At 72.1% G+C, this 23,079-nt stretch carries 19 protein-coding genes; 5 read left to right on the top strand and 14 right to left on the bottom strand.

Annotation, left to right across the window (positions count from 1 at the left end; genetic code table 11):
- Nucleotide 1: 1 nt before the first annotated feature.
- From gap to uvrA, 7 genes are all read right to left on the bottom strand, one after another.
- On the bottom strand, nucleotides 2-1,000 hold the full coding sequence (gene gap, locus H7344_RS02165; protein WP_186344354.1) for a type I glyceraldehyde-3-phosphate dehydrogenase: 999 nt from the start codon (nucleotides 998-1,000) through the stop codon (nucleotides 2-4).
- 104 nt (nucleotides 1,001-1,104) lie between these two features.
- Complete coding sequence (gene whiA, locus H7344_RS02160) at nucleotides 1,105-2,091, bottom strand: DNA-binding protein WhiA (protein WP_186344353.1); 987 nt, start codon at nucleotides 2,089-2,091, stop codon at nucleotides 1,105-1,107.
- Nucleotides 2,092-2,137: 46 nt separating this feature from the next.
- Entirely contained in the window at nucleotides 2,138-3,142 is a 1,005-nt protein-coding gene (locus tag H7344_RS02155; protein WP_229706788.1) for a gluconeogenesis factor YvcK family protein, read from the bottom strand.
- A complete protein-coding gene (gene rapZ, locus H7344_RS02150) occupies nucleotides 3,139-4,011 on the bottom strand; it encodes an RNase adapter RapZ (protein WP_186344352.1) in 873 nt (290 codons plus the stop codon). Before rapZ ends, H7344_RS02155 begins: the two co-directional genes overlap by 4 nt.
- Nucleotides 4,008-6,023 (bottom strand): excinuclease ABC subunit UvrC, encoded by a 2,016-nt coding sequence (gene uvrC / locus H7344_RS02145; protein ID WP_186344351.1) that lies wholly within the window; start codon nucleotides 6,021-6,023, stop codon nucleotides 4,008-4,010. The genes rapZ and uvrC overlap by 4 nt, the downstream gene beginning before the upstream one ends.
- Nucleotides 6,024-6,067: 44 nt before the next feature.
- Nucleotides 6,068-6,544 carry a Rieske (2Fe-2S) protein gene (locus H7344_RS02140; protein WP_186344350.1) on the bottom strand — a complete coding sequence of 159 codons (477 nt, stop codon included), beginning with the start codon at nucleotides 6,542-6,544 and terminating at the stop codon, nucleotides 6,068-6,070.
- A gap of 39 nt (nucleotides 6,545-6,583) precedes the next feature.
- Nucleotides 6,584-9,652 (bottom strand): excinuclease ABC subunit UvrA, encoded by a 3,069-nt coding sequence (gene uvrA / locus H7344_RS02135; RefSeq protein ID WP_186344349.1) that lies wholly within the window; start codon nucleotides 9,650-9,652, stop codon nucleotides 6,584-6,586.
- Between the two features lie 165 nt (nucleotides 9,653-9,817).
- On the opposite strand from uvrA, the gene H7344_RS02130 reads away from it, so the two are divergent.
- Together H7344_RS02130 and H7344_RS02125 are read left to right on the top strand one after the other, a co-directional pair.
- Entirely contained in the window at nucleotides 9,818-10,555 is a 738-nt protein-coding gene (locus H7344_RS02130) for a maleylpyruvate isomerase family mycothiol-dependent enzyme (protein ID WP_186344348.1), read from the top strand.
- On the top strand, nucleotides 10,552-11,226 hold the full coding sequence (locus tag H7344_RS02125; RefSeq protein WP_229706789.1) for an MBL fold metallo-hydrolase: 675 nt from the start codon (nucleotides 10,552-10,554) through the stop codon (nucleotides 11,224-11,226). The genes H7344_RS02130 and H7344_RS02125 overlap by 4 nt, the downstream gene beginning before the upstream one ends.
- Nucleotide 11,227: 1 nt before the next feature.
- Here the strand turns inward: H7344_RS02125 and H7344_RS02120 are convergent, their stop codons facing one another.
- The 5 genes from H7344_RS02120 to H7344_RS02100 form a co-directional block, all read right to left on the bottom strand.
- Nucleotides 11,228-11,794: a hypothetical protein gene (locus tag H7344_RS02120; protein ID WP_186344346.1), complete on the bottom strand. Its 567-nt coding sequence runs from the start codon at nucleotides 11,792-11,794 to the stop codon at nucleotides 11,228-11,230.
- A 41-nt stretch (nucleotides 11,795-11,835) separates the two neighbouring features.
- Complete coding sequence (locus H7344_RS02115) at nucleotides 11,836-13,767, bottom strand: endonuclease/exonuclease/phosphatase family protein (protein WP_186344345.1); 1,932 nt, start codon at nucleotides 13,765-13,767, stop codon at nucleotides 11,836-11,838.
- A gap of 143 nt (nucleotides 13,768-13,910) precedes the next feature.
- Nucleotides 13,911-15,014, bottom strand: a complete 1,104-nt coding sequence (locus H7344_RS02110; RefSeq protein ID WP_186344344.1) for a ferredoxin--NADP reductase — start codon at nucleotides 15,012-15,014, stop codon at nucleotides 13,911-13,913.
- Between the two features lie 94 nt (nucleotides 15,015-15,108).
- The gene (locus H7344_RS02105; protein ID WP_186344343.1) at nucleotides 15,109-15,402 is read right to left on the bottom strand and encodes a hypothetical protein; all 294 of its coding nucleotides are present in this window, start codon (nucleotides 15,400-15,402) and stop codon (nucleotides 15,109-15,111) included.
- Nucleotide 15,403: 1 nt separating this feature from the next.
- Nucleotides 15,404-16,600, bottom strand: coding sequence for a Rieske 2Fe-2S domain-containing protein (locus H7344_RS02100; RefSeq protein ID WP_186344342.1), 1,197 nt, complete (start codon nucleotides 16,598-16,600; stop codon nucleotides 15,404-15,406).
- A gap of 117 nt (nucleotides 16,601-16,717) precedes the next feature.
- Here H7344_RS02100 and H7344_RS02095 point away from each other — a divergent pair, with 117 nt between their 5' ends.
- The 3 genes from H7344_RS02095 to H7344_RS02085 all read left to right on the top strand — a co-directional run bounded on the left by H7344_RS02095 (nucleotide 16,718) and on the right by H7344_RS02085 (nucleotide 20,281).
- On the top strand, nucleotides 16,718-17,905 hold the full coding sequence (locus tag H7344_RS02095) for an acyl-CoA dehydrogenase family protein (RefSeq protein WP_186344341.1): 1,188 nt from the start codon (nucleotides 16,718-16,720) through the stop codon (nucleotides 17,903-17,905).
- A 9-nt stretch (nucleotides 17,906-17,914) separates the two neighbouring features.
- The gene (locus H7344_RS02090) at nucleotides 17,915-19,033 is read left to right on the top strand and encodes an acyl-CoA dehydrogenase family protein (RefSeq protein ID WP_186344340.1); all 1,119 of its coding nucleotides are present in this window, start codon (nucleotides 17,915-17,917) and stop codon (nucleotides 19,031-19,033) included.
- A 126-nt stretch (nucleotides 19,034-19,159) separates the two neighbouring features.
- Nucleotides 19,160-20,281 carry a glycoside hydrolase family 6 protein gene (locus H7344_RS02085; RefSeq protein WP_186344339.1) on the top strand — a complete coding sequence of 374 codons (1,122 nt, stop codon included), beginning with the start codon at nucleotides 19,160-19,162 and terminating at the stop codon, nucleotides 20,279-20,281.
- Between the two features lie 12 nt (nucleotides 20,282-20,293).
- Here H7344_RS02085 and H7344_RS02080 read toward each other — a convergent pair whose 3' ends face one another.
- Nucleotides 20,294-21,400, bottom strand: a complete 1,107-nt coding sequence (locus tag H7344_RS02080; protein ID WP_186344338.1) for an NAD(P)H-dependent flavin oxidoreductase — start codon at nucleotides 21,398-21,400, stop codon at nucleotides 20,294-20,296.
- Between the two features lie 7 nt (nucleotides 21,401-21,407).
- Nucleotides 21,408-23,072 (bottom strand): acyl-CoA synthetase, encoded by a 1,665-nt coding sequence (locus H7344_RS02075; protein WP_186344337.1) that lies wholly within the window; start codon nucleotides 23,070-23,072, stop codon nucleotides 21,408-21,410.
- Nucleotides 23,073-23,079 lie beyond the last annotated feature (7 nt).

Genomic DNA, 23,079 nt, shown 5'->3' with positions numbered 1-23,079 from the left:
GTCAGAGGGTCTCGCCGATGTAGTCGATCAGGTCGGCGAGGCGGTTGGAGTAGCCCCACTCGTTGTCGTACCAGCCGACGACCTTGACCTGGTTGCCGATGACCTTGGTCAGCGGCGCGTCGAAGATGCAGGACGCCGGGTCGGTGACGATGTCGGAGGAGACCAGCGGGTCGGTGGAGTAGCGCAGGAAGCGGCCGTCCGCGGCCTTCTCGACCGCGGCGTTGACCTCCTCGACGGTGGTCTCGCGCCCGGCCTCGAAGGTGAGGTCGGTGGCCGATCCGGTCGGGACCGGGACGCGCAGGGCGTAGCCGTCGAGCTTGCCCTTGAGCTCGGGGAGCACCAGGCCGATCGCCTTCGCGGCGCCGGTGGAGGTCGGGACCACGTTGAGGGCGGCGGCGCGGGCGCGGCGCAGGTCCTTGTGGATGTTGTCCTGGAGGTTCTGGTCGGCCGTGTAGGCGTGGACCGTGGTCATCAGGCCCTTGACGATGCCGAACTCGTCGTTGAGCGCCTTCGCCATCGGCGCCAGGCAGTTGGTGGTGCACGAGGCGTTCGAGATGACCGTGTGCGCGCTCGGGTCGTAGGTCTCGTGGTTGACGCCCATGACCACGGTGACGTCCTCGTTGGAGGCCGGCGCGGAGATGATGACCTTCTTGGCGCCGCCGGCGTCGACGTGGGCGCGCGCCTTGGTGGCGTCGGTGAAGAAGCCGGTGGACTCGACGACGACGTCGACGCCCAGGTCGCCCCACCTCACGTTGGCGGGGTCGCGCTCGGCGAAGGTCTTGATGACCTGGTCACCGACGCGGATCTCGTCCGCGGAGGCCGACACGTCGGCGTCGAGGCGGCCGAGGATCGAGTCGAACTTCAGCAGCGGGGCGAGCGAGGTGTTGTCGGTCAGGTCGTTGACCGCGACGATCTCGATGTCGAGCCCGGACGCCCGGACGGCGCGGAAGAAGTTGCGGCCGATCCGGCCGAACCCGTTGATGCCTACGCGAACAGTCACTGCGGTTGCTCCTGCTTCTCCATCGGGTGTCTGGTGTGACGGACCCTACCGAAGCGGGTGCGAGCGCGGTCGGCGGCGTCCGGGGTACGGCGGGCCGCCGCCGCTCAGGCCTCCTCGGCCAGCATCTCGGGGGTCAGCGACGACTCGGTGTCGGGGATCCCCAGCTCCTCGGCGCGCTTGTCGGCCATCGCCAGGAGCCGGCGGATCCGGCCGGCGATGGCGTCCTTGGTGAGCACCGGCTCGTGCAGCTGCCCGAGCTCCTCCAGCGAGGCCTGCTTGTGCTCGAGGCGGAGCGCGCCGGCCATCTTGAGGTGGTCGGGCACCTCGTCGCCGAGGATCTCCATCGCCCGCTCGACGCGCGCGCCGGCGGCGACCGCGGCGCGCGCGGAACGGCGCAGGTTGGCGTCGTCGAAGTTGGCGAGCCGGTTCGCGGTGGCCCGGACCTCGCGCCGCATCCGGCGCTCCTCCCAGGCCATCAGCGACTCGTGGGCGCCGAGTCGGGTCAGCAGCTGGCCGATCGCGTCGCCGTCGCGGATGACGACCCGGTCGACGCCGCGGACCTCGCGCGCCTTGGCGGAGATGCCGAGCCGCCGGGCCACGCCGACCAGCGCCAAGGCCGCCTCGGGGCCGGGGCAGGTCACCTCGAGCGAGGAGGACCGGCCGGGCTCGGTCAGCGAACCGTGGGCGAGGAACGCGCCCCGCCACGCCGCGACCGCGTCGCAGCCACCGCCGGAGACGACGGCCGGCGGGAGGCCCCGGACCGGGCGGCCGCGCTGGTCGAGCAGGCCGGTCTGGCGGGCGAGCGCCTCACCGTCGCGGACGATGCGGACGAGGTAGCGGCTGCCCCGGCGGATGCCGTTGCCCTGCACCATGACCACGTCGGACTGGTGGCCGTAGACCTCGGCGATGTCCTTGCGCAACCGTCGGGCCGCGGCGCCGGTGTCGAGCTCGGCCTCGATGACGATCCGTCCGCTGACGATGTGCAGGCCGCCGGCGAAGCGCAGCATCGAGGCGACCTCCGCCTTGCGGCAGCAGGTCTTCGTGATCTGGGTGCTCGCCAGCTCAGCCTTCACCTGTGCCGTCATCGCCATGACCCGCATCCTCGCACGCGGGTCAACGACTCCAGGCAGCAACCGGTCAGCCCGCGGCGAGGATCCGCTCGTACGCCGCGGCGAGCTTCTCGGGGTCGTGCCGAGGCGTCCCGTCGCCGATCGCGACGTCGTCCACGACGAGCTTCGCGCCGTACGCCGCGACGACGTGCTCGAGCTCGTCGAGCCCGTCCCCGACGCTCTCCCGGTCGGCCAGCACGGTGTGGACGACCAGCTCCGGTGCGTGCTCGGCGAGCACCGCCAGGTGGTCGGCCGGGCCGAAGCCGCCGGTCTCCCCCGCCTGCTCCGCGAGGTTCAGGTTGACCACCACCCGGGCGCTCGTGCGCACGAGCGCGTCCCGCAGCTCGGGGACCATCAGGTGCGGGATCACCGAGCTGAACCACGAGCCGGGGCCGAGCAGCACCCAGTCGGCCGCCCCCACGGCGGCGACCGCCTCGGGGCAGACCTGCGGATCGGCGGGGTCGAGGCTGATCGAGGAGATGACGCCCTCGGTGGTGGCGACCTCGACCTGGCCGCGGACCGTGGTGAGCGCGTCCGGGTCGTCCGCGTCGAGGCCGCGGACCTCGGCGGTGATGTCCATCGGGGACAGCGCCATCGGCAGCACCCGCCCCTTGGCGCCGAGCAGCTTGCCGACCCAGTCGAGCGCGTCGACGTGGTCGCCGAGCAGCTCCCAGAGGCCGACGATGAGCAGGTTCCCCACGACGTGGCCGCGCATCTCGCCGTTGCCGGCGAACCGGTGCTGGAGCACCTGGGCCCACGTGTCGCCCCACTGGTCGTCGCCGCAGAGCGCGGCCAGCGCCATCCGCAGGTCGCCGGGCGGCAGCACGCCGAACTCGCCGCGCAGCCGGCCCGAGGAGCCGCCATTGTCGGCGACGGTGACGATCGCGGTGAGGTCGTCGACGGTCAGGTCGTCGACCAGCCGGCGCAGCGCGCTCAGCGAGGCGTGCAGGCCGTGGCCGCCGCCGAGCGCCACGACGGCCTGGGCGCGGGTGGCGTCGGCGGCGCGGACCGGGGTGCCGGGCGGCGTGCTCACTCGCGACCCAGGTCGCGGTGGACCGGCCGGGCGTCGTACCCCTGCTCGCAGAGGCGGCGCGTGATCTCCTCGGTCATCGCGACGCTGCGGTGCTTGCCGCCCGTGCAGCCGATGGCGACCCGCATGAACCGCTTGCCCTCGCGCAGGTAACCCTCGGCGACGCCGGCGAGCACCGGGACGTAGCCGTCGAGGAACTCCTCGGCGCCCGGGCGGCTCAGGACGTAGTCGGACACCTCGGTGTTGCGGCCGGTGCCGGGGCGCAGCTCGGGGATCCAGTGCGGGTTGGGCAGGAAGCGCATGTCGGCGACGAAGTCGGCGTCGATGGGGATGCCGTACTTGAAGCCGAAGCTGATGACGTTGACGCTCAGCCGCACCTGGTCGGCCTTGCCGAAGGCGTCCGCGATCGCGCGGGTGAGCTGGTGGACGTTGAGGCCGCTGGTGTCGATGACCAGGTCGGCGCCGCTGCGCAGGTCGGCGAGCACCGTGCGCTCGCGCTGGAGCCCGTCGAGGAGCCGGCCGGTGCCCTGGAGCGGGTGCGGGCGGCGGACGGCCTCCTGGCGCCGGACGAGGACCTCGTCGGTGGCGTCGAGGAAGAGCAGGGTCGCGTTGCGGCCGGTGGCGCCCTGGGCGAGGTTGGCCTGGAGCGTCTGGAAGAACGAGCCGGACCGCACGTCGACCACGACGGCGATCGCCTGGCCCGGCCCGGCGCTCTCGTCGACCAGCCGCACGACGTCGCGCAGCAGGCTCGGCGGCAGGTTGTCGACGACGTAGAAGCCGAGGTCCTCCAGCTCCTTGGCGGCCGTGCTGCGGCCGGCACCGGTCATGCCGGTCACGACGACCAGCTCGCCGGGAGGCGTCTGCTCGCTCATCCGTCCTCCTCGATGATCTCGCCCGTCGCGGTGTTGACGCTCATCCTGCCGCCTGTGCCGCGCCCCGCGGGCGAGGACGCCGCCACCGCGTCCTTGATCGACGTCGCGGTCCGCTGCCCGATGCCCGGCACGGTCGCGATCTCCTCGACGGTCGCCTCGCGCAGCTTCTTGAGCGAGCCGAAGTGCTTCATCAGGGTCTTGCGGCGCACCTCGCCCAGGCCTGGGACGTCGTCGAGGACGCTCTCGACCATCGACTTCGACCGACGGGAGCGGTGGTGGTTGATCGCGAACCGGTGCGCCTCGTCGCGGATCCGCTGGAGGAGGTAGAGACCCTCCGACGAGCGCGCCAGGATCACCGGGTCCTCCTGGCCGGGCAGCCAGACCTCCTCGAGGCGCTTGGCCAGGCCGCAGACCGGTACGTCGTCGATGCCGAGCTCGTCGAGGGCCCGCTGGGCCGCGGCCACCTGCGGCGGGCCGCCGTCGACGACGACCAGCCCCGGCGCGTAGGCGAACTTGCGGGGCCGCCCGGTCTCGGGGTCCACCAGCATCGGGCCGTTGGTCTCGTCGCCGGGGCGGAGCTCGGACCGCGCCTGCTCGTCGAGCAGCCGCCGGAAGCGCCGAGTGATGACCTCGTGCATCGAGGCGACGTCGTTCTGCCCCTCGACGCCGCGGATGACGAACCGGCGGTACTCCCCCTTGCGGGCCAGGCCGTCCTCGAAGACCACCATCGAGGCCACGACCTCGGTGCCCTGGAGGTTGGAGACGTCGTAGCACTCGATGCGCAGCGGCACCTCCTCGAGCTCCAGCGCCTGCTGGATCTCCTCCAGCGCCCGGTTGCGGGTGGTGAGGTCGCTGGCGCGCTTGGTCTTGTGCAGGGCGAGTGCCTGGGAGGCGTTGCGGGCGACCGTCTCCTGCAGCGTCTTCTTGTCGCCGCGCTGCGGCACCCGGATCGCGACCTTCGAGCCGCGCAGCTCGGTGAGCAGCTCCTCGAAGGTCACGACGTCCGTCGGCAGCGCCGGCACGAGGATCTCGCGCGGCACCGACTCCGGGTCGCCGGCGTAGAGCTGGAGCAGGAAGTCCGAGACGAGCTCGGGGGTGTCCCCCTCGTCGACGCGGTCGGCGACCCAGCCGCGCTGGCCGCGGATGCGGCCGCCGCGGACGTAGAAGATCTGCACGGCGACCTCGAGCGGGTCCTCCGCCAGCGCGATGACGTCGGCGTCCGCGCCGTCGCCGAGCACGACCGCCTGCTTCTCCAGCGCACGCTGCATGGCGCCGAGGTCGTCACGCAGCCGCGCGGCCTTCTCGAAGTCCATCGCCTCGGAGGCGACGTACATCTCCTTCTCGATGCGCCGCATGAACGGCCGGGTCTGTCCGCCCATGAAGTCGCAGAAGTCGTCGACGATCGCCCGGTGCTCCTCGGGGCTGACGTTGCCCACGCACGGCGCCGCGCACTTGTCGATGTAGCCGAGCAGGCACGGCCGGCCGATCTGGGCGGAGCGCTTGAAGACGCCGTTGCTGCACGAGCGCATCGGGAAGACGCGCAGCAGCACGTCGACGGTCTCGCGGATCGCCCAGGCGTGGCTGTAGGGGCCGAAGTAGCGGGTGCCCTTCCGCTTGGCCCCGCGGCCGACCATGACCCGCGGGAACTCCTCGCCGGTCGTCACCGCCAGCCACGGGTAGGACTTGTCGTCGCGGTACTTGACGTTGAAGCGCGGGTCGTACTCCTTGATCCAGGAGTACTCCAGCTGGAGCGCCTCGACCTCGGTGTTGACCACCGTCCACTCGACGCTGGCCGCCGTCGTGACCATCGTGGCGGTGCGCTGGTGCAGGTTCGCGATGTCCTGGAAGTACGACGACAGGCGGGCGCGGAGGTTCTTGGCCTTGCCGACGTAGATGACGCGACCGCGGGCGTCACGGAAGCGGTAGACCCCCGGCTGCGTGGGGATCGACCCGGGCTCCGGGCGGTAGGACAACGGCCCGCGGGCGGAGCGTCGGGATGGAGCAGCAGGCACCCGGCAAGCCTACGTTCCGGCGCCGACAGTCCTGCTCCCGCCGGCTAGCCGAGCGTGATCCGGCCGCCCTCGACGGTGATCGCCCGCTCCTCCAGCGGGACGGTCGCCGGACCGCCCTGCGGCGAGCCGTCGGAGATCGAGAACACGCTGTTGTGGCAGGGGCAGACGATCCCCTCGTCGGAGACCTCCGAGACCGCGCAGCCCTGGTGGGTGCACACGATCGAGAACGCCTTGAACTCACCCTCGCTCGGCTGCGTCACCACCACCTCCTCGTTCGGGTAGATGGCGCCACCGCCGACCTCGATGTCGGTCGTCGCCGCCAGCGCCTCGCTCCCGGGCTCCCCGGCGGAGGACGAGGCACCGCCCGGCGCGGAGGTGCCCGCCGCAGGATCGGACGCGGTCGACGGACCGTCGTCGCCACCTCCGCAGGCGGCGAGCACCGGCAGGGCCGCGCCGACGCCGGCCGCCCCGGTCAGGGCGCGGCGACGGGTCAGGGAGTCGAGCGGGTGCTTCTCGGTCACGTCGGTGGTCCTTCCGAGGCGGTCACGGTCGGGACGACCCTAGCCAGCCGCCCGCTTCGAGGTCGCCGCGCTCGTCGCGGTGGCCTTCTTCACGGGAGCCTTCTTGGCGGCAGCCTTCTTCGCGGCGGTGGCGGCCTTCTTCGCCGCGGCCCGCGACGCGGCCGCGTCGGCCTTCGCCTTGGCAGCGGCCTCGCCGCGGCTCAGCGGTGCGGACGACGCCGGCGCCTTGCCCTTCGGCTGCTCGGCCTCCTTGCCCTCGAGCAGAGGCGCGAGGTAGCGGCCGGTGTGGCTCTCCGGGACCGCCGCCACCGTCTCCGGCGTGCCCTCGGCGACGACGGTGCCGCCACGGGAGCCGCCCTCAGGACCCATGTCGACGATCCAGTCCGCGGTCTTGATGACGTCGAGGTTGTGCTCGATGACCAGCACGCTGTTGCCCTGGTCGACCAGCCGGCCGAGGACGAGCAGCAGCTTGCGGATGTCCTCGAAGTGCAGGCCGGTCGTCGGCTCGTCGAGCACGTAGAGCGTGCGCCCGGCCGAGCGCTTCTGCAGCTCGGCCGCGAGCTTCACGCGCTGCGCCTCGCCTCCGGACAGCGTCGTCGCGGGCTGGCCGAGCCGGACGTAGCCCAGGCCGACCTCGACCAGCGTCTTGAGGTGCCGGTTGATCGCGGGGACCGCGGCGAAGAAGTCGACGGCCTCCTCGATCGGCATGTCGAGGACCTCGGCGATCGTCTTGCCCTTGTAGTGCACCTCGAGCGTCTCGCGGTTGTAGCGGGCGCCGTGGCAGACCTCGCACGGGACGTAGACGTCGGGCAGGAAGTTCATCTCGATCTTGATCGTGCCGTCGCCGGCGCACGCCTCGCAGCGGCCGCCCTTGACGTTGAACGAGAACCGGCCCTGGAGGTAGCCGCGCATCTTCGCCTCGGGCGTCTGCGCGAACAGCTTGCGGACGTGGTCGAAGACCCCGGTGTACGTCGCCGGGTTCGACCGCGGGGTGCGGCCGATCGGCGACTGGTCGACGTGGATCACCTTGTCGATGTGCTCGAGGCCGGTGATCTTGCGGTGCCGGCCGGGCACGGTGCGCGCGCGGTAGAGGTGCTTGGCCAGCGACGTGTAGAGGATGTCGTTGACCAGCGTCGACTTGCCCGAGCCGGACACGCCGGTGACCGCCACGAACATGCCCAGCGGGAACGTCACGTCGACGTCCTGGAGGTTGTGCTCGCGGGCGCCGACCACCGTGAGCTCGCGGCCCACGGTGCGCGGACGGCGTACGGCCGGGACGGGGATCTCGCGACGACCCGAGAGGTACTGCCCGGTCATCGAGTCCGGGTGGGCGTAGAGGTCCTCGACCGTGCCGGTGTGGACGACCTGGCCGCCGTGCTCGCCGGCGCCGGGGCCGATGTCGACGACCCAGTCGGCGACCTTGATCGTGTCCTCGTCGTGCTCGACGACGATGAGGGTGTTGCCGAGGTCCTTGAGCCGGACCAGCGTCTCGATCAGGCGCTGGTTGTCGCGCTGGTGCAGGCCGATCGACGGCTCGTCGAGGACGTAGAGGACGCCGACCAGGCCGGCACCGATCTGGGTGGCCAGCCGGATGCGCTGCGCCTCGCCGCCCGAGAGCGAGCCGGAGGGCCGGTCCAGCGAGAGGTAGTCGAGGCCGACGTCGAGGAGGAAGCGCAGCCGCTCCTGGATCTCCTTGAGCACCTGCTCGGCGATCTGCCGCTCCCGCGAGGAGAGCTCGAGGTCACGGAGGAACTCCGCGGTCTCGTTGATCGGCAGGGCGCAGACCTCGGCGATGTTGAGGCCGCCGCCGCCCTTGGAGCCGAGGGTGACGGCCATCGAGACCGGCTTGAGGCGGCTGCCGCGGCAGGCCGGGCACGGCACCTCGCGCATGAAGCCCTCGAAGCGCTCGCGGCTGGTGTCGGACTCCGCCTCGCGGTGCCGGCGCTCGACGTAGGTCCGCACGCCCTCGAACTCGGCGTAGTAGGCCCGCTCGCGGCCGTAGCGGTTGCGGGTGACGACGTGGACCTTGGTCGAGTGGCCGTCGAGCAGCGACTTCTGCGCCTTCGTGCCGAGGTCCTGCCACGGGGTGTTGAGGTCGAAGCCGAGCTCCTTGCCCAGCGCTCCCATTAGCCGCAGGAAGTAGTCGGCGACGTGCGCCTGGCTCCACGGCTGGATCGCGCCCTCGCCCAGCGTGGCGGTGGGGTCGGGGACGACAAGCTCGGGGTCGACCTCCATCCGGGTGCCGATGCCGTGGCACTTGGGGCACGCCCCGAAGGGCGAGTTGAACGAGAACGACCGCGGCTCGAGCTCGTCGACGTCGATCGGGTGGTCGTTGGGGCAGGCCATCTTCTCGCTGAAGCGCAGCTCCCGACCCGGGTCCTTGACGTCGAGGTCCACGAAGTCGAGCAGCACCAGGCCGCCGGACAGGGTCAGCGCGGTCTCGACCGAGTCGGTGAGCCGGCGCTTGGAGGACTCCTTGACCGCGAGCCGGTCGACGACGACCTCGATGGTGTGCTTCTTCTGCTTGTCGAGCTTCGGCACGTCGTCCAGGGCGTGGGTCTCGCCGTCGACGCGGGCGCGGGAAAAGCCCTGCGCCTGCAGCTGGCGGAACAGCTCGAGGTACTCCCCCTTGCGCGCACGCACGACCGGCGCGAGCACCTGGAACCGGCGGCCCTCCTCGAGCCCCAGCACGCGATCGACGATCTGCTGCGGCGTCTGCCGCTCGATCGGGGCGCCGCAGGTCGGGCAGTGCGGGCGGCCGGCGCGGGCGTAGAGCAGGCGGAGGTAGTCGTAGACCTCGGTGATCGTGCCGACGGTCGAGCGCGGGTTCTTCGAGGTGGACTTCTGGTCGATCGAGACCGCCGGCGAGAGCCCCTCGATGAAGTCGACGTCCGGCTTGTCCATCTGGCCGAGGAACTGCCGGGCGTACGCCGACAGCGACTCGACGTACCGGCGCTGGCCCTCGGCGAAGATCGTGTCGAAGGCCAGCGACGACTTGCCGGACCCGGACAGACCCGTGAACACGATCAGGGAGTCGCGCGGGAGGTCCAGCGAGACGTCCTTCAAGTTGTGCTCCCGGGCGCCCCGGATGATGAGCTGGTCAGCCACGTTTGTCCCTCGAGTCGGATGCAGGCGTTCGAACACGCGTTCGTCCATCGTACCGGCCGGGCCCTCCCCCGCCGGGCTGCGACGGACGGAGCACGAGCCACCGGCGACGCTGCCACACGCCGCCGACAGTGGCGACCGGGCCGGTGACCGGCTTGGATGACAACCATGCCGGACCCCGAGCCCTTCCCCGCCGCGACGAGTGACGCGTCACCCCTCGGGGAGGCGACCACGCGGCTCGTGCGCAGCGTCGACGAGATGGACGACGACGCCTGGCGGGCACCCAGCCTGCTGCCCGGCTGGAGCCGCGCGCACGTCGTCGCCCACCTGACGCTGAACGCCGAGGCGCTGGCCGGCGTGCTCGACGGCGCCCGCCGCGACGAGCCGGTCGCGATGTACGCCTCCCCGGAGCAGCGCGACACCGACATCGAGGCGCTGGCCGCGATCGACGTCCGGAAGCTGCGGGACCGCTTCCTCGCCTCCACCACGACGTACGCCGAGGCGGTGGCCGCACTCCCCGAGGACGGGTGGCGCGGCACGTTCGACCGCACCCCGGGGCTCCGCCCGCGGCCGGTGACCGACGTGCCGGCCATGCGCCTGTCCGAGGTCGAGGTGCACCACGTCGACCTCGGCCTCGGCGCGACGCCGGCCGGCTGGTCGGAGCAGTTCGCGCTGGCCCTCGTCGAGGCGATGGTCGCGCGCCGACCGACCTCGGTGCCGCTGCGGCTGGAGGCCACCGACACCGGTCGTGCCTGGGAGCTCGGCGCGGACGCGACGACCGCCGCGACCACTGTCCGGGGCACCGCGGCCGACCTGGGATGGTGGCTGAGCGGCCGGGCTGCCGTGCCGGGGACGACCGGGCCCACCACCGACGACGGCGTGCTGCCGAGGATCGAGGGACTGTGAACGACTACACCGGAGCCGTGCGACCCGGCGGCCCCGCCGACGTGCGCGAGCTCGCGCACCTGCAGATCGCGAAGGTCGCCGTCGACGAGCAGATGTCGAACAACTGCTACCTGCTGACCTGCCGCGCGTCCGGCGAGCAGCTGCTGGTGGACGCGGCGGCCGAGCCCGACACCCTGCTCCCGCTGGTCGGCGACGCCGGGCTGGCCTCGGTCGTCACGACCCACCAGCACTGGGACCACCACCGGGCGCTCGCCGACGTCGTGCGGGCGACCGGTGCGGGCGTGCTCGCCGGGGAGCCCGACGCCCTCGCCGTCACCGAGCAGACCGGTGTCGACGTCACGCGGCCGCTGCGCCACGGCGACACCGTCACCGTCGGGCGCTGCTCGCTGGAGGTCATCGCCCTGGCCGGGCACACCCCCGGCTCGATCGCGCTGCTGTACGACGACCCCGAGGGCCACCCGCACCTGTGGACCGGCGACAGCCTCTTCCCGGGCGGCGTGGGCAACACGTTCGGCGACGCCGACGCGTTCCGCCAGCTGCTCGACGAGGTGTCCACCAAGGTCTTCGACCGGCTCCCGGACGACACCTGGTTCTACCCCGGGCACGGCGACGACTCCACGATCGGCGCCGAGCGCCCGCACCTGCCGGAGTGGCGCGAGCGGGGCTGGTAGCTCAGGCGGCGTACGGCCAGGTGCCGGGGTCCTCGATCCGGAGCCCGCTGCCCGGCGCGCGAGGCGCGACGGCCGGCTCCGGGGCGGGTGCCGCGGGCTCGGCGTGCGTGGTGACGTCGGGTCGCCGGCGCGGGAGGCCGTTGAGCACGGCGAAGACCTCCAGCTCCGCGAGGTCGGGCAGCGACCCGTCGGCCAGGTGGCGCAGGAGCTCGGCGTGGCTCAGGTCGGCGCCGAGCACGACGGCGAGCGCGTGCACGTCGAACCGCTTGGTCCACATCCACAGCGTGAACGGCGCGACGCGCAGCTGGTCGGCCTTGGCCAGCACGAAGCGCACCTCGTCGTCCGGCAGCTCGTGGGCCCGCAGCAGTCGCGCGACGTCGGCCGTGGTCACCTCGCCGGGCCGCGAGTCGACGTACCGCAGCCGCCAGGCGTCGGCCCGCCGACCGCTCCCGGACGCGGTCGGCAGCGAGCCGGTGGTGAGCGGCCAGGCGGCGAGCAGGAGACCGGCCAGGAGCAGGGAGGTGAGGACCATGCCACCCCAACGGGGCGCGCCGACCTGCATGGTCACGCGCCGACCCGTCGGCGCGACCGCACGGTGGACCGGGACCGTCAGCCGTTGTTCCAGGCGCGGCTGAAGCCGTCGAGGTACTGCCGCACGGTCTCGCGCTCGCTGACCACCAGGCTCAGGCCGTCGCCCGACAGCGCACCGTCGGACCACGCGGGGCCGCCGACCCAGGCCTTCTGCACGCCGGCCCGCTTGCCGTAGCGGCCGTCGAGCACCAGGAGGTTGCCGCCGACCTTCGCGCTCCGCACGGGTACGCCGCCGCGCTGGAGGGTGCGGCGGACGCCGCTCAGCACGTTCGGGCCGAGGACGGCCGCCACGTCGCAGCCGCGGTCGCGCAGGGTCACCAGCCGCTCGGCGATCCGCTTGCCGCGGGCACCGGCCCAGGACCGCACCGCGACCCGGACGTTGGTGCGGCCGTCGTCGGTCCGCAGTCCCTTCGCGTTCTTGCAGCCGACCGCGGCGAGCCCGCGCAGGACCGGGTCGCGGCGGGGCACGTCCGGCACCGGGTAGAGCTGCGCGACGTACCGGCCCCAGGTGAGGACGCGGGTGCGCGTGGTGTCGGTGGTGTCGGCCGCGAGCCGCGTGAAGATCCGGCCGTAGCCGGCGTACAGCTCCGGGTCCGAGGAGACGTAGGTGCTCGACCAGTGGCGGCGGGCCGCCTTGGTCATCTGCCCCGCCCCGACCATCGTCAGCTCGGTGGTCCCGCCCGCACGGCTCACCAGCAGCACGTTGGTCTCGGTGCGACCGGAGCCGCCGAGGCAGCTGCCCTCGCAGCGCACGACCCACGACGACGCGGCGCGGTCGCTCCCGATCGCCGCGACGAGCCGCCGCTCGACGTCCGTGCCCGCGCCGGCACCGAGCACCACCTGCACCGAGACACCCTCCGCCGCGGCGTCGACCAGGGCGTTGCCCACGGTCGGGTCGTCCAGGCGGGTGGTCGCGAGCCGGACGAGGGCACCGGGCTCGGCGTTCATCACCGCGCGTGCCTGCCGGTCGCCGATCCGCTTGCGGTCGGCGCCGCTTCCGCCGACCGGCCGGTTGTGCAGGGCGCCGGTCGCGAACAGGTCGGTGGTCCGGTAGGTGACCACGACGGCGTCGTGGTCGGAGTTGAAGCCGCGCACGACGGTCGCACTGGTGCGGTCGAAGCCGCTGCCCTTGCGCAGCGTCATCGCGTAGTCGAGCAGCGAGCCCGGCCCCCGGGAGCCGGTCAGCGCCATGTCGAAGTTGACGAGGTCCCCGAGGGTGTCGGTCGGCAGGCCGGGCAGGCGGCGGCGGCGGTCGGCGAGGTAGTTGACGTTGAGGTCGCCGGCGGCGAAGACGTGCTCGGTCGTGCCCGCGAGGCGCTTGATCTCCTGCCGCAGCATCCGCAGGTGCTTGCGCAGCCGCGGGATGCGGTCCATGTCCGTCAGCTGCGCGTCGCGCGAGGCCTGGGCGATCGTGTGGGTGTTGATGAAGCCGAACACCTTGCCGGTGGCGAGCTCGCGCAGCCGCACGGTGTTGATGTAGCGGGCGGGGGTCACGCCGTTCTGCGGGCCGTGGGTCCGCACCGAGCGGCCCTGGATGAGCCGGAAGCGCTGGCGGTCCCACACGATCGGGATCGCGACGCCCGCGCCGATCGGCATGTACCAGCCCCAGTCCTTCTCCTGCAGCAGCTTCATGAGGTTCTGCCGGTCCTCGAGCTGGGAGAACTCCTGCAGGCCGCCGGCGTCGCCGAGCTCCAGCGCCCGGCGCACGTCGGCCATGGCCTTCTTGGGGCCGAGGCAGTGGCAGACGTTCAGCGTGAAGGTGCGGTACGTCGCGCTCGGGAGCGCGGCCGCGACGGGCGCGATCGGCGTGACGTCGGCCGGGCGGGGCCCCGCCGGCGTACCGCCCGGGGCGGCCAGCAACGTGACCGCGAGCCCGAGGACGAGGACGGCCGCAAAGGTGCTCGCGAGGGTGCGGCGCAGGACGTGCACGACCGCGCTCGAGGCTGCCACGCGACTCCTCCAGACGATGGTTCGGGCACGCCACGACACGGGCGCGGCTGAATCACATCAGTCACATCAGCCCCACGCAACGCTTACGCGACAACTACAGATCTGTAATTCTCGCGCGCCCCCGGCGCGTCGGTGCGGGCGGGTCAGCTGTACGTCGCGCGCACGGTGTCGGTCGTCGCGACCGACTGGCAGGCGAGGCGGATCCCGTCGGCGAGGTCCTCGTCGTCGAGCACGTCGTTGTGCCGCATCTCGACCTCGCCCTCGAGCAGCCGGACCGCGCACGCGGAGCACTCCCCCTCGCGGCAGGAGTACGGCGCCTTCACGCCCTTGGCCTCGAGGTGGTCGAGCATCGTCGTGCCCGGCGCCCAGTCGTCGAAGGCGTGCGTCTCGCCGTCGAGCTCGACCTCGAGGCGCACCGGGCCGGCCGGCCCGCCACCGTGGCTCGCCGGCTCCTGGGCGGCGTCGTCCTCGTCGTGCTCGGCAGCGTCGATCTCCGCCTCGGCCACCTCGACGTCGTGGAGGTCGCCGAACGGGTTGCCGCCCAGCGAGATGAACTTCTCCTGGTGCCGGCGCTCGCGCGGGAACTCGAGCTCCTTGAGCGCCGCGACCGTCATCTTCATGAACGGTGCCGGACCGCAGACGAACGCGTCGTACGACAGGTAGCCGGCGGCGAACGCCTTGACCTGCTCCTGGCTGGGCAGGCCCTGGACGGACTCCAGCCAGTGCACGACCACGAGCCGGTCGGGGTGCTCGGCGGCCAGCTGGGCGAGCTCGCCGGCGAAGATGACCGAGCGCTCGTCGCGGTTGGCGTAGAACAGCACGATCCGGCCGGTCCCGTGCTCCAGCGCGGTGCGGGTGATCGACATGACCGGCGTGATGCCGCTCCCGCCGGCGAAGAGCAGGAGGTCGGCGCTGAGCGAGGCCGGCGTGAAGATCCCGCTCGGGGGCAGGACGCGCAGCGAGTCGCCGGGACCGAGGTTGTCGCAGAGCCAGTTCGAGGCGTAGCCGCCGTCGGTGCGCTTGACCGTGATGGTCAGCGGGCCACCGCCGACCGGGCTGCTGCACAGCGAGTAGCACCGCGCGGCGACCCCGGTCTGCTCGCTCGGCACCGCGACGGTCAGGAACTGCCCGGGCTTGTAGGCGAAGTGCTCCTCGGCGCCCGCGGGCACCTCGAAGCTGATGGAGCGGGCGTCGGGCGTCTCCTCGACGACGTCGAGGATCTTCAGCTCGAAGGAGTCGGTGTCCACGGGGTCTTCCTGGTCGGGGGCGGCCGGGGACGGCCGTCGTGCGGGGCGGCGGAGGTGCGGGTCGAGCAGATGGTGCAGGTGGGTGGAGCGGTGCTCAGTATCCGTCCTCGGCGCCGATGGGGACGGCGCCCTCCCGCACGGCGGTCTCGATGCTCGCCAGCATCCGCGGGCAGCCGACGTGGCTCTCGCGGCCGCCGGCGCGCCGATTCAGCTCAGGGCAGTGCACCCGCGCCTCGGTGCTCCACTGGATGGAGGTGTGGTGCTCGCTGTTCTTCTTCACTCCTACCTTCGCCAGGCAGTCCAGGCACGCGACCTCGGTCAGCCGGGCAGAGGTGTAGAGGCGCTGGTCCTCGAGCGTCTCGGGGCTCAGCGGGACGAACGACGGCATCTCAGGTGCCCGTCATGACCTGGGGCTTGCCCTCGGCCTCGGGGTTCGCGACGCCGGCGGCAGCCGCGTCGTCCTCGGCCGCCTTGCGGGCCAGGTTCTCGGCCACCTCGGCCTGCCAGAACTCGTTGGCCTTGGTCGTGTCGACCTCGAACTCGAAGCGGTCGACCATCTCCGGCGCGACGTCGGCGGCGTCGACGTAGAATTGCTCGTACCAGCGACGGAGCTGGTAGACCGGTCCGTCCTCCTCGCACAGCAGCGGGTTCTGCACCGGCACCTTGTTCTTCCAGATGTGCACGTCCTGCAGGAAGCCCTCGCCGAACATCGTGGCGTACTTCTTGGCGATGTACTGCGCGGTCTTCTCGTCGAGGCCCTCGGGCTTCTTGACCGCGATGCCGTACTGCAGCGTGAAGGAGTCCGGCCCGGTGGGCAGGTGGCAGTTGACGAGGACGACCTCGGTGACGAAGCCCTTGTAGTCGACCTCGAGCCAGTTGATCATGTACGACGGCCCGTAGTAGGTGGCCTCGGACTTCAGGAACATCTCCGCGTCGCCGTACCCGCCGCTCACGTCGGGGCGGCCCTTGGACGCCATGTACTGCGTCGCGCGGGTGCCCTCGAAGACGTTGCGGAAGCTCGTCGGGAACGACAGGTGCACGTAGTAGAAGTGCGCCATGTCGACGACGTTGTCGATGAGCTCGCGGCAGTTCGAGCCCTCGATCGGCACGACCTCCCAGAACCACTCGGTCCACTCGTCGGTGCCGATGCCGGCCAGCTCGGGCGGGAGGATCTCCATGTCCGGCGCGGAGCCCTCGACGTCGTGCCAGATCAGCACCTGGCCGTTGCGGATGACCACCGGGTACTTCTGCGTCCGGGCGCGCAGCGGGACGCGGCGGGCGTAGGGGATCTGCTTGCACTTGCCGTCGCCGCCCCAGCGCCAGTCGTGGAACGGGCAGGCGACCTCGTCGCCCTTGACCGAGCCCTGGGTCAGGTCGCCACCCATGTGGCGGCAGTAGCCGTCGAGGACGTTGATCCCGCCCCTGCTGTCCTGCCAGACGACCAGCTTGGTCCCGAACGCCTCGATGCCGTGCGGCTTGCCGTCGGCGAAGGACTTCTCGGTGCCGAGGCAGTGCCAGCCACGCGCGAAGCGCTCCGGCGGGGTGCCCTGGTCCAGGAAACGGGTGCTGGATCCGGTGTCGCTCATGGCGTGCCTCCCGATCGTCGATGGCCGTACCGCGTGCCGGTGGACCAAAACGAGAACAGGTTATAGTTTTCTGACCGGTTCTTCCACCATCGGTACCACTCGGCAGGAGTCCGCAGCATGCACCTGGCCCTATCGGACGCGGAGCTCGCGCTGCGCGAGGAGCTCCACGACTACTTCTCCGAGCTGGTCACGCCGGAGGTCCGCGCCGGCCTGGCCGCCTCCACCGGCGAGTTCGGCGAGGCGGGCGTCTACAAGGACGTCATCCGGCGGCTGGGCAGCGACGGCTGGCTCGGCATCGGCTGGCCGGAGGAGTACGGCGGCCAGGCGCGCTCGATGGTCGAGCAGCTGATCTTCACCGACGTCGCGGCCGACCACGGGGTGCCCATCCCCTACCTCACGCTCAACACCGTCGGGCCGACGATCATGCGCTACGGCACCGACGAGCAGAAGGAGTACTTCCTCCCCCGCATCCTCGCCGGCGACCTGCACTTCTCCATCGGCTACTCCGAGCCCGGCTCCGGCACCGACCTCGCCTCGCTGCGGACCCGCGCGGTCCGCGAGGGCGACGAGTGGGTCATCAACGGGCAGAAGATGTGGACCTCGCTCATCCAGTACGCCGACTGGGTGTGGCTGGCGTGTCGCACCGACCCCGACCTGCCCCGGCACAAGGGCCTCTCGATGATCCTGGTGCCGGCCGACGCCCCGGGCTTCTCCTACACCCCGGTGCACACCGTCGCCGGCGTCGGCACGAGCGCGACCTACTACGAGGACGTCCGGGTCCCCGCCTCCAACCTGGTCGGCGAGCTCAACGGCGGCTGGGCGCTGATGACCAACCAGCTCAACCACGAGCGGGTGGCGCTGACCTCGTCGGCGCCGCTGACCCAGTCGTTGCGGATGGTGCGCGCCTGGGCGCAGGAGACCAAGACCGCCACCGGCAGCCGGGTCATCGACACCGAGTGGGTGCAGATCGCGCTCGGCCGGGCGCACGCCCGGGTCGAGATGCTCACCCAGCTGAACTGGAAGCTCGCCTCCGACGCCGACCACGGCGTCGACCTCTCCCCCGCCGAGGCGTCGGCGACCAAGATCTACGGCTCCGAGCTGGCCACCGAGGTCTACCGCTCGCTGATGGAGGTCGTCGGCCCGAACGCCGCGCTGCCGGCCTCGACCGAGGGCGCGGTCCTGTCCGGACGGCTCGAGCGGATGTACCGCTCCTCGCTCGTCATGACCTTCGGCGGCGGCACCAACGAGATCCAGCGCGACATCATCGGCTACGTGGGCCTCGGGCTGCCCGCGGCGAAGAGGTAGGGCACCGGCATGGACTTCTCCTTCACCCCCGAGCAGGACGAGGCCGCCGAGCTGGCCGCCCGGATCCTCACCGACCGCGCCACTCCCGAGCGGATGCGCACGGTCGAGCAGGCCGGCGACCGGTTCGACCGGGAGCTCTGGAACGACCTCGGCGACGCCGGCCTGCTGGGCCTGGCGCTCCCGGAGGAGCACGGCGGCGCCGGCCTCGGCCTCCTCGAGCTGTGCCGGGTGCTCGTCGAGGTCGGCCGCAAGGTCGCCCCCGTCCCGCTCGCCTTCCACGGCCCGGCCACGCGGCTGCTGGCCGAGGTCGGCTCGGCCGAGCAGCAGGCCGCCTGGCTGCCCGGTGCCGCCTCCGGCGCGTCCGTGGTGACCGCCGGGGTCGCCGAGGACCTCGCCTTCGCACCCGAGCGGCTGACGACGACAGCCACCCGGGACGCCGCCGGCGACGGCTGGTCGCTCACCGGGGCCAAGGCGGTCGTCCCGGCCGGGGCGTATGCCGACCTGCTGCTCGTCCCTGCCGACACCGCGGACGGCGTCGCGGTCTTCCTCGTCCGCCCCGACGACCCCGGCGTGACCGTCACTCCGCTCGCCTTCACCGACGGTGACCGGGTCGCCCGGGTCGAGCTCGACGGCGCGACGCTCGGTGGGGACCGGCTGCTCGGGCCCGCCGACGGCTCGGTCGACCACAGGCTGCGCCAGCTGCTCGTGCTCGCCGCGGCTGCCGAGCAGCTCGGGGTCACGGAGGGCGCGCTGGCGCTCACGGCGTCGTACGCGAAGACGCGGGAGCAGTTCGGACGTCCGATCGGGACGTTCCAGGCGGTCTCGCAGCGGCTCGCCGACGGCTACATCGACGTGCTGGGCCAGCGGCTGACCCTGTGGCAGGCCGCGTGGCGGCTCTCCGAGGGTCTGCCGGCCGAGACCGAGGTGGCGATCGCCAAGCTGTGGGCGGCCGACGCCGGCCACCGGCTCGCGCACACCACCGTCCACGTCCACGGCGGTGTCGGCATCGACCTCGATGGCGAGGCGCACCGGTACTTCACCACCGCCAAGCGCTTCGAGATGCTCCACGGCGGCGCCACCGAGCAGGCCCTGCTCATCGGCCGACGCCTCGCCGCCGAGCCCGCCTGACCCGGTCGCACCACCCGGCTGCACCACCCGGCTGCACCACCCGGCTGCACCACCCGGGATCGTCCGATCGGTCACACCTGGCCGGATCGACGGCGCGCCTGCTTGACGGCTCCTACTCTCGGATCCATGTCCCCCCGGCTGTCACTGCTGCCTGCCCTCGTGGCGGCGCTCCTGCTCGCGCTGCTGCCGGTCGCGCCCGCCGGCTCGACCGCGGCGCCGGCCGCCACGACGACCATGACGACCGCGCCGACGACCGACGCGGGCGCTGACGACAACCCGCTCGCGGGCGGGACGTGGGGCGTCTACCGCGGCGGGGCCGAGATGGCCTGGGCGCCCTACGAGCGGGCGTCCGGCCGCAAGCGCGAGCTGCTCGCGATGATCGCGGACGCGCCGAAGGCGAAGTGGTTCGGCGACTGGATCCCCGACGGCGCGATCGGCGCGAAGGTCAAGGAGTACGTCGCGAACGCGCAGGGCGGCGACCCGGACGCGCTCGTGCAGCTGACCGTCTTCCGGATGGTGCCCTGGGAGCACGAGGCCTGCACGCGCCTGCCCACGAAGGGCGAGAAGACGTCGTACAAGCGCTGGATCCGCCGCTTCGCCGCCGCGCTGGGCGACACCCGCGCCGCGGTCGTGCTCCAGCCCGACGGCCCGTTCGCGCTGTGCGCGCCGCGCGGGTCGACGGAGCTCTCGCGCCTGGTGGGGTACGCCGCCCGCACCCTCGCCGCGCTCCCCCGCACCGCGGTCTACATCGAGGTCGGCTCGGCCGGGTGGAACCACCTCGACCCGCAGCTCGCCGTCAAGCAGCTCGTCCGCGCCGGCATCCGCAAGGTCCGCGGGTTCCACCTGAACACCACCCACTACGAGACGACCGAGCGCCAGGTCCGCTTCGGTGCCGAGGTCGTCGAGGCGCTCGCGGCGCGCGGGATCACCGGCAAGCACTTCACCGTCGACACCGCGCAGAACGGCCGTGGCTTCACCTGGGAGCACAACCGCAAGCACCACGGCGGACGCTTCGACAACGCCCCGACCTGCCGCACGCGGAAGCAGGAGCACTGCGTCACGCTCGGCATCCCGCCGACCTGGCGGGTCGCCGACGAGCGCTGGGGCCTGCCCGACGACGTACGCCGCCTGGCAGCCGAGCACGTCGACGGCTACCTCTGGGCGGGCCGCCCGTGGCTGCGCCGCCAGGCCAAGCCGTTCGTCCTGCAGCGGGCCCTCGCGGTCACCCGCACCTCGCCGTACCGCTGAGCGGTCGGCCCGCTAGACACTCATCCCGTCGAGCCGCTTGACGGTCTCGTCGAACTCGGCGACCAGGTCGGCCATCACGTCGGCGACCGGGCGCACCGCGTTCATCCGGCCCACGATCTGGCCGACCGGCATCGAGATGACGTCGGGATCGTTGGACGCGACGATCCGGTTGTGGGCCTCGGCGACCAGGAGGTTCTGCAACGGCATCGGCAGCGGCTGCGGGGCACCCTCCTCGGCCCAGGCCTCCGTCCACCTCGTCTTGAGCAGCCGCGCCGGCTTGCCGGTGTAGACGCGGGTGCGGACGGTGTCGCTGGAGGAGGCGCGGGTGAAGGCGGTCTCCCAGGCGGAGTGGTTGGCCGAGAGGTTGCGGTACTCCTCGGTGCCGAGCCAGATCGAGCCGGTCCACACGCCCTGCGAGCCGAGCGCGAGCGACGCGGCGATCTGGCGCCCCGAGCCGATGCCGCCGGCGCCGAGCACCGGCACGTCGGGACCGACCGCGTCGACGATGTCGGGCTGCAGCACCATCGAGGCGACCTCGCCGGTGTGGCCGCCGGCCTCGTAGCCCTGCGCGACGATGATGTCGACGCCGTTGGCGACGTGGGACAGCGCGTGCTTGGCCGCGCCTGCGAGCGCGGCGACCTTCACGCCGTGCTCGTGGCACTTGTCGATGACGTCCTTCGGCGGGGAGCCCAGCGCGTTGGCGATGAGCACCGGGCGGTGCTGCAGCGCCACGTCGAGGTGGCTGCGGGCCACCGAGTGCAGCCAGCCGAGCACGCCCTCCCGGCCCTCGCCCTCGGGCAGCGGCGGGATGCCGAGCTTGAGCAGCGTCTGGTCGACGAACTGCTTGTGCTCCTCGGGGATCATCGAGGAGACGTCGAGCCCCTTGACCTCCTCCGGCACCTTCATCGGCATGACGATGTCGACGCCGTACGGCTTGCCGTCGGTGTTCTCGTCGAGCCAGCTGAGCGTCTGCTCCAGCTCCTCGGTGTCGTTGAAGCGGACGCAGCCGAGCACGCCCAGGCCGCCGGCGCGCGACACGGCGGCCGCGACGTGCTCGGAGGGGGTGAAGGCGAAGATCGGGTAGTCGATGCCGAAGGCGTCGCAGAGGGGGGTACGCATCAGGTGCTCAGGCTCCCGTGGGTGCGGTGACGGACTGGCTGGACGGAGCGGAGGCTGCGGGGCCGGAGGCGGACAGGGCCAGCTCCTTGGCCCGCGGGTACTGCGCCTTGCCGGTGGCGTTGCGCGGCACCCGGTCGACGACCGTGAGCGCCCGGGGCAGCTTGTAGCCCGACAGGTGTGCGCGCAGGTAGGTGCGGAGCTCCTCGAGCTCGAGCGAGTGGCCCTCGCGCAGCTCGACGACGGCGGCCACGGCCTGGCCGTACCGCTCGTCGGGCACGCCGACCACGAGCACGTCGTACACCGCGGGGTGGCCCTTGATCGCCATCTCGACCTCTTCGGGGTAGACCTTCTCCCCGCCGGTGTTGACGCAGTTCGAGCCTCGGCCCAGCAGCGTGACCTTGCCGCCCTCCTCGATGCGCGCGTTGTCACCGGGGACGGAGTAGCGCTGGCCGTCGATGGTCAGGAAGGTCGCGGCCGACTTGGCCTCGTCCTTGTAGTAGCCCACGGGGACGTGCCCGCCGCGCCCGAGGCGTCCGACCTTGCCGACGTCCTTGGTGACGTCGAGGACGCGGTTGTCCTCGTCGATGACGACGCTGGCCGGGCCGAGCGCGACGACGGGGCCGTCGGGGCTGATGTTGTCCTTCTCCTGCATGCCCATGCCCTGGAAGCCGGTCTCCGAGGCGCCGATGGAGTCGGTGAACACCGCGTTCGGGAAGGCGTCCATCCACCGCTTCTTCACCGGCGGGCTGAAGATCGCCGCGCTGCTGGAGATCGCGAACAGGCTGGAGCCGTCGAAGCCGCCGGCCTCGTAGGCCTCGATGAGCGGGCGCGCCATCGCGTCGCCGGTCATGAAGATCAGCTGGACCTTCTCGCGGTCGATGATCTCCCAGGTGCGGACCGGGTCGAACTTCGGCTCGAGGATCGTGAGGTGGCCCGCGAACAGGTGCATGAGCAGGCCGGCCTGCGCGCCGCCGTGCATGAGCGGGCTCAGCGGGAAGGTGACCATCCGCGGGTCGGTCGCCTGCTTGGACTGGTCGTGCTCGTCCAGCGCGTTGCCGGTGTAGAAGTCGATGCCGCCGCCGAGCACCCGCCAGAAGTCCTCGTGGCGCCACATGACGCCCTTGGGGAAGCCGGTCGTGCCGCCGGTGTAGATGATGTGCAGGTCGTCACCGCTGCGCTCGCCGAAGTCGCGCTCGGCCGACTGGCCGGCCAGCGCGTCCTCCCACAGGACGCCGCCGTACGACGACACGTCGCTCGCGTCGTCCGGCTCCAGGACGTCGGGGACGACGACCGCCACCCGCAGCTTGTCGTGCTTCGGGAAGCAGGCGGCGACCAGGTCGGCGTACGTCCGCTCGTGGATGAGCGCCACCACGTCGGCGTTGTCGAAGAGGTAGTTCAGCTCGCCCTCGACGTACCGGTAGTTGACGTTGATGTTGACCGCGCGGATCTTCGTCACCGCCAGCACCGCGACGACGTGCTCGATGCTGTTCTTGGCGTAGATGGCGACGTGGTCCCCGGGCCCCACGCCCTGCGACTGCAGGTAGTGCGCGAGCTTGTTGGACTCGGCCTCGAGGTCGGCGAAGGTGGCGACCCGGTCCCCGACCTTGACGGCCGGGTTGTCGGGCGCGGCGTCCACCGCGTGCTCGAACAGGTCAGCGATGTTGTGAGCCACGGCGGCG

Origin of the sequence: Nocardioides deserti, assembly GCF_014266025.1 — a bacterium.
Lineage (GTDB): Bacteria > Actinomycetota > Actinomycetes > Propionibacteriales > Nocardioidaceae > Nocardioides > Nocardioides deserti.
The sequence above is the reverse complement of the archived record's forward strand: the minus strand, read 5'-3'. Positions and strand labels throughout refer to the sequence as shown.

What these genes read in the sequence shown, in the direction of transcription:
- whiA (WP_186344353.1), bottom strand. Translation starts at nt 2,091, where the DNA reads ATGGCGATGACGGCACAGGTGAAGGCTGAGCTGGCGAGCACCCAGATC.
- rapZ (WP_186344352.1), bottom strand. Translation starts at nt 4,011, where the DNA reads ATGAGCGAGCAGACGCCTCCCGGCGAGCTGGTCGTCGTGACCGGCATG.
- H7344_RS02130 (WP_186344348.1), top strand. Translation starts at nt 9,818, where the DNA reads ATGCCGGACCCCGAGCCCTTCCCCGCCGCGACGAGTGACGCGTCACCC.
- H7344_RS02105 (WP_186344343.1), bottom strand. Translation starts at nt 15,402, where the DNA reads ATGCCGTCGTTCGTCCCGCTGAGCCCCGAGACGCTCGAGGACCAGCGC.
- H7344_RS02100 (WP_186344342.1), bottom strand. Translation starts at nt 16,600, where the DNA reads ATGAGCGACACCGGATCCAGCACCCGTTTCCTGGACCAGGGCACCCCG.
- H7344_RS02095 (WP_186344341.1), top strand. Translation starts at nt 16,718, where the DNA reads ATGCACCTGGCCCTATCGGACGCGGAGCTCGCGCTGCGCGAGGAGCTC.
- H7344_RS02090 (WP_186344340.1), top strand. Translation starts at nt 17,915, where the DNA reads ATGGACTTCTCCTTCACCCCCGAGCAGGACGAGGCCGCCGAGCTGGCC.
- H7344_RS02085 (WP_186344339.1), top strand. Translation starts at nt 19,160, where the DNA reads ATGTCCCCCCGGCTGTCACTGCTGCCTGCCCTCGTGGCGGCGCTCCTG.
- H7344_RS02080 (WP_186344338.1), bottom strand. Translation starts at nt 21,400, where the DNA reads ATGCGTACCCCCCTCTGCGACGCCTTCGGCATCGACTACCCGATCTTC.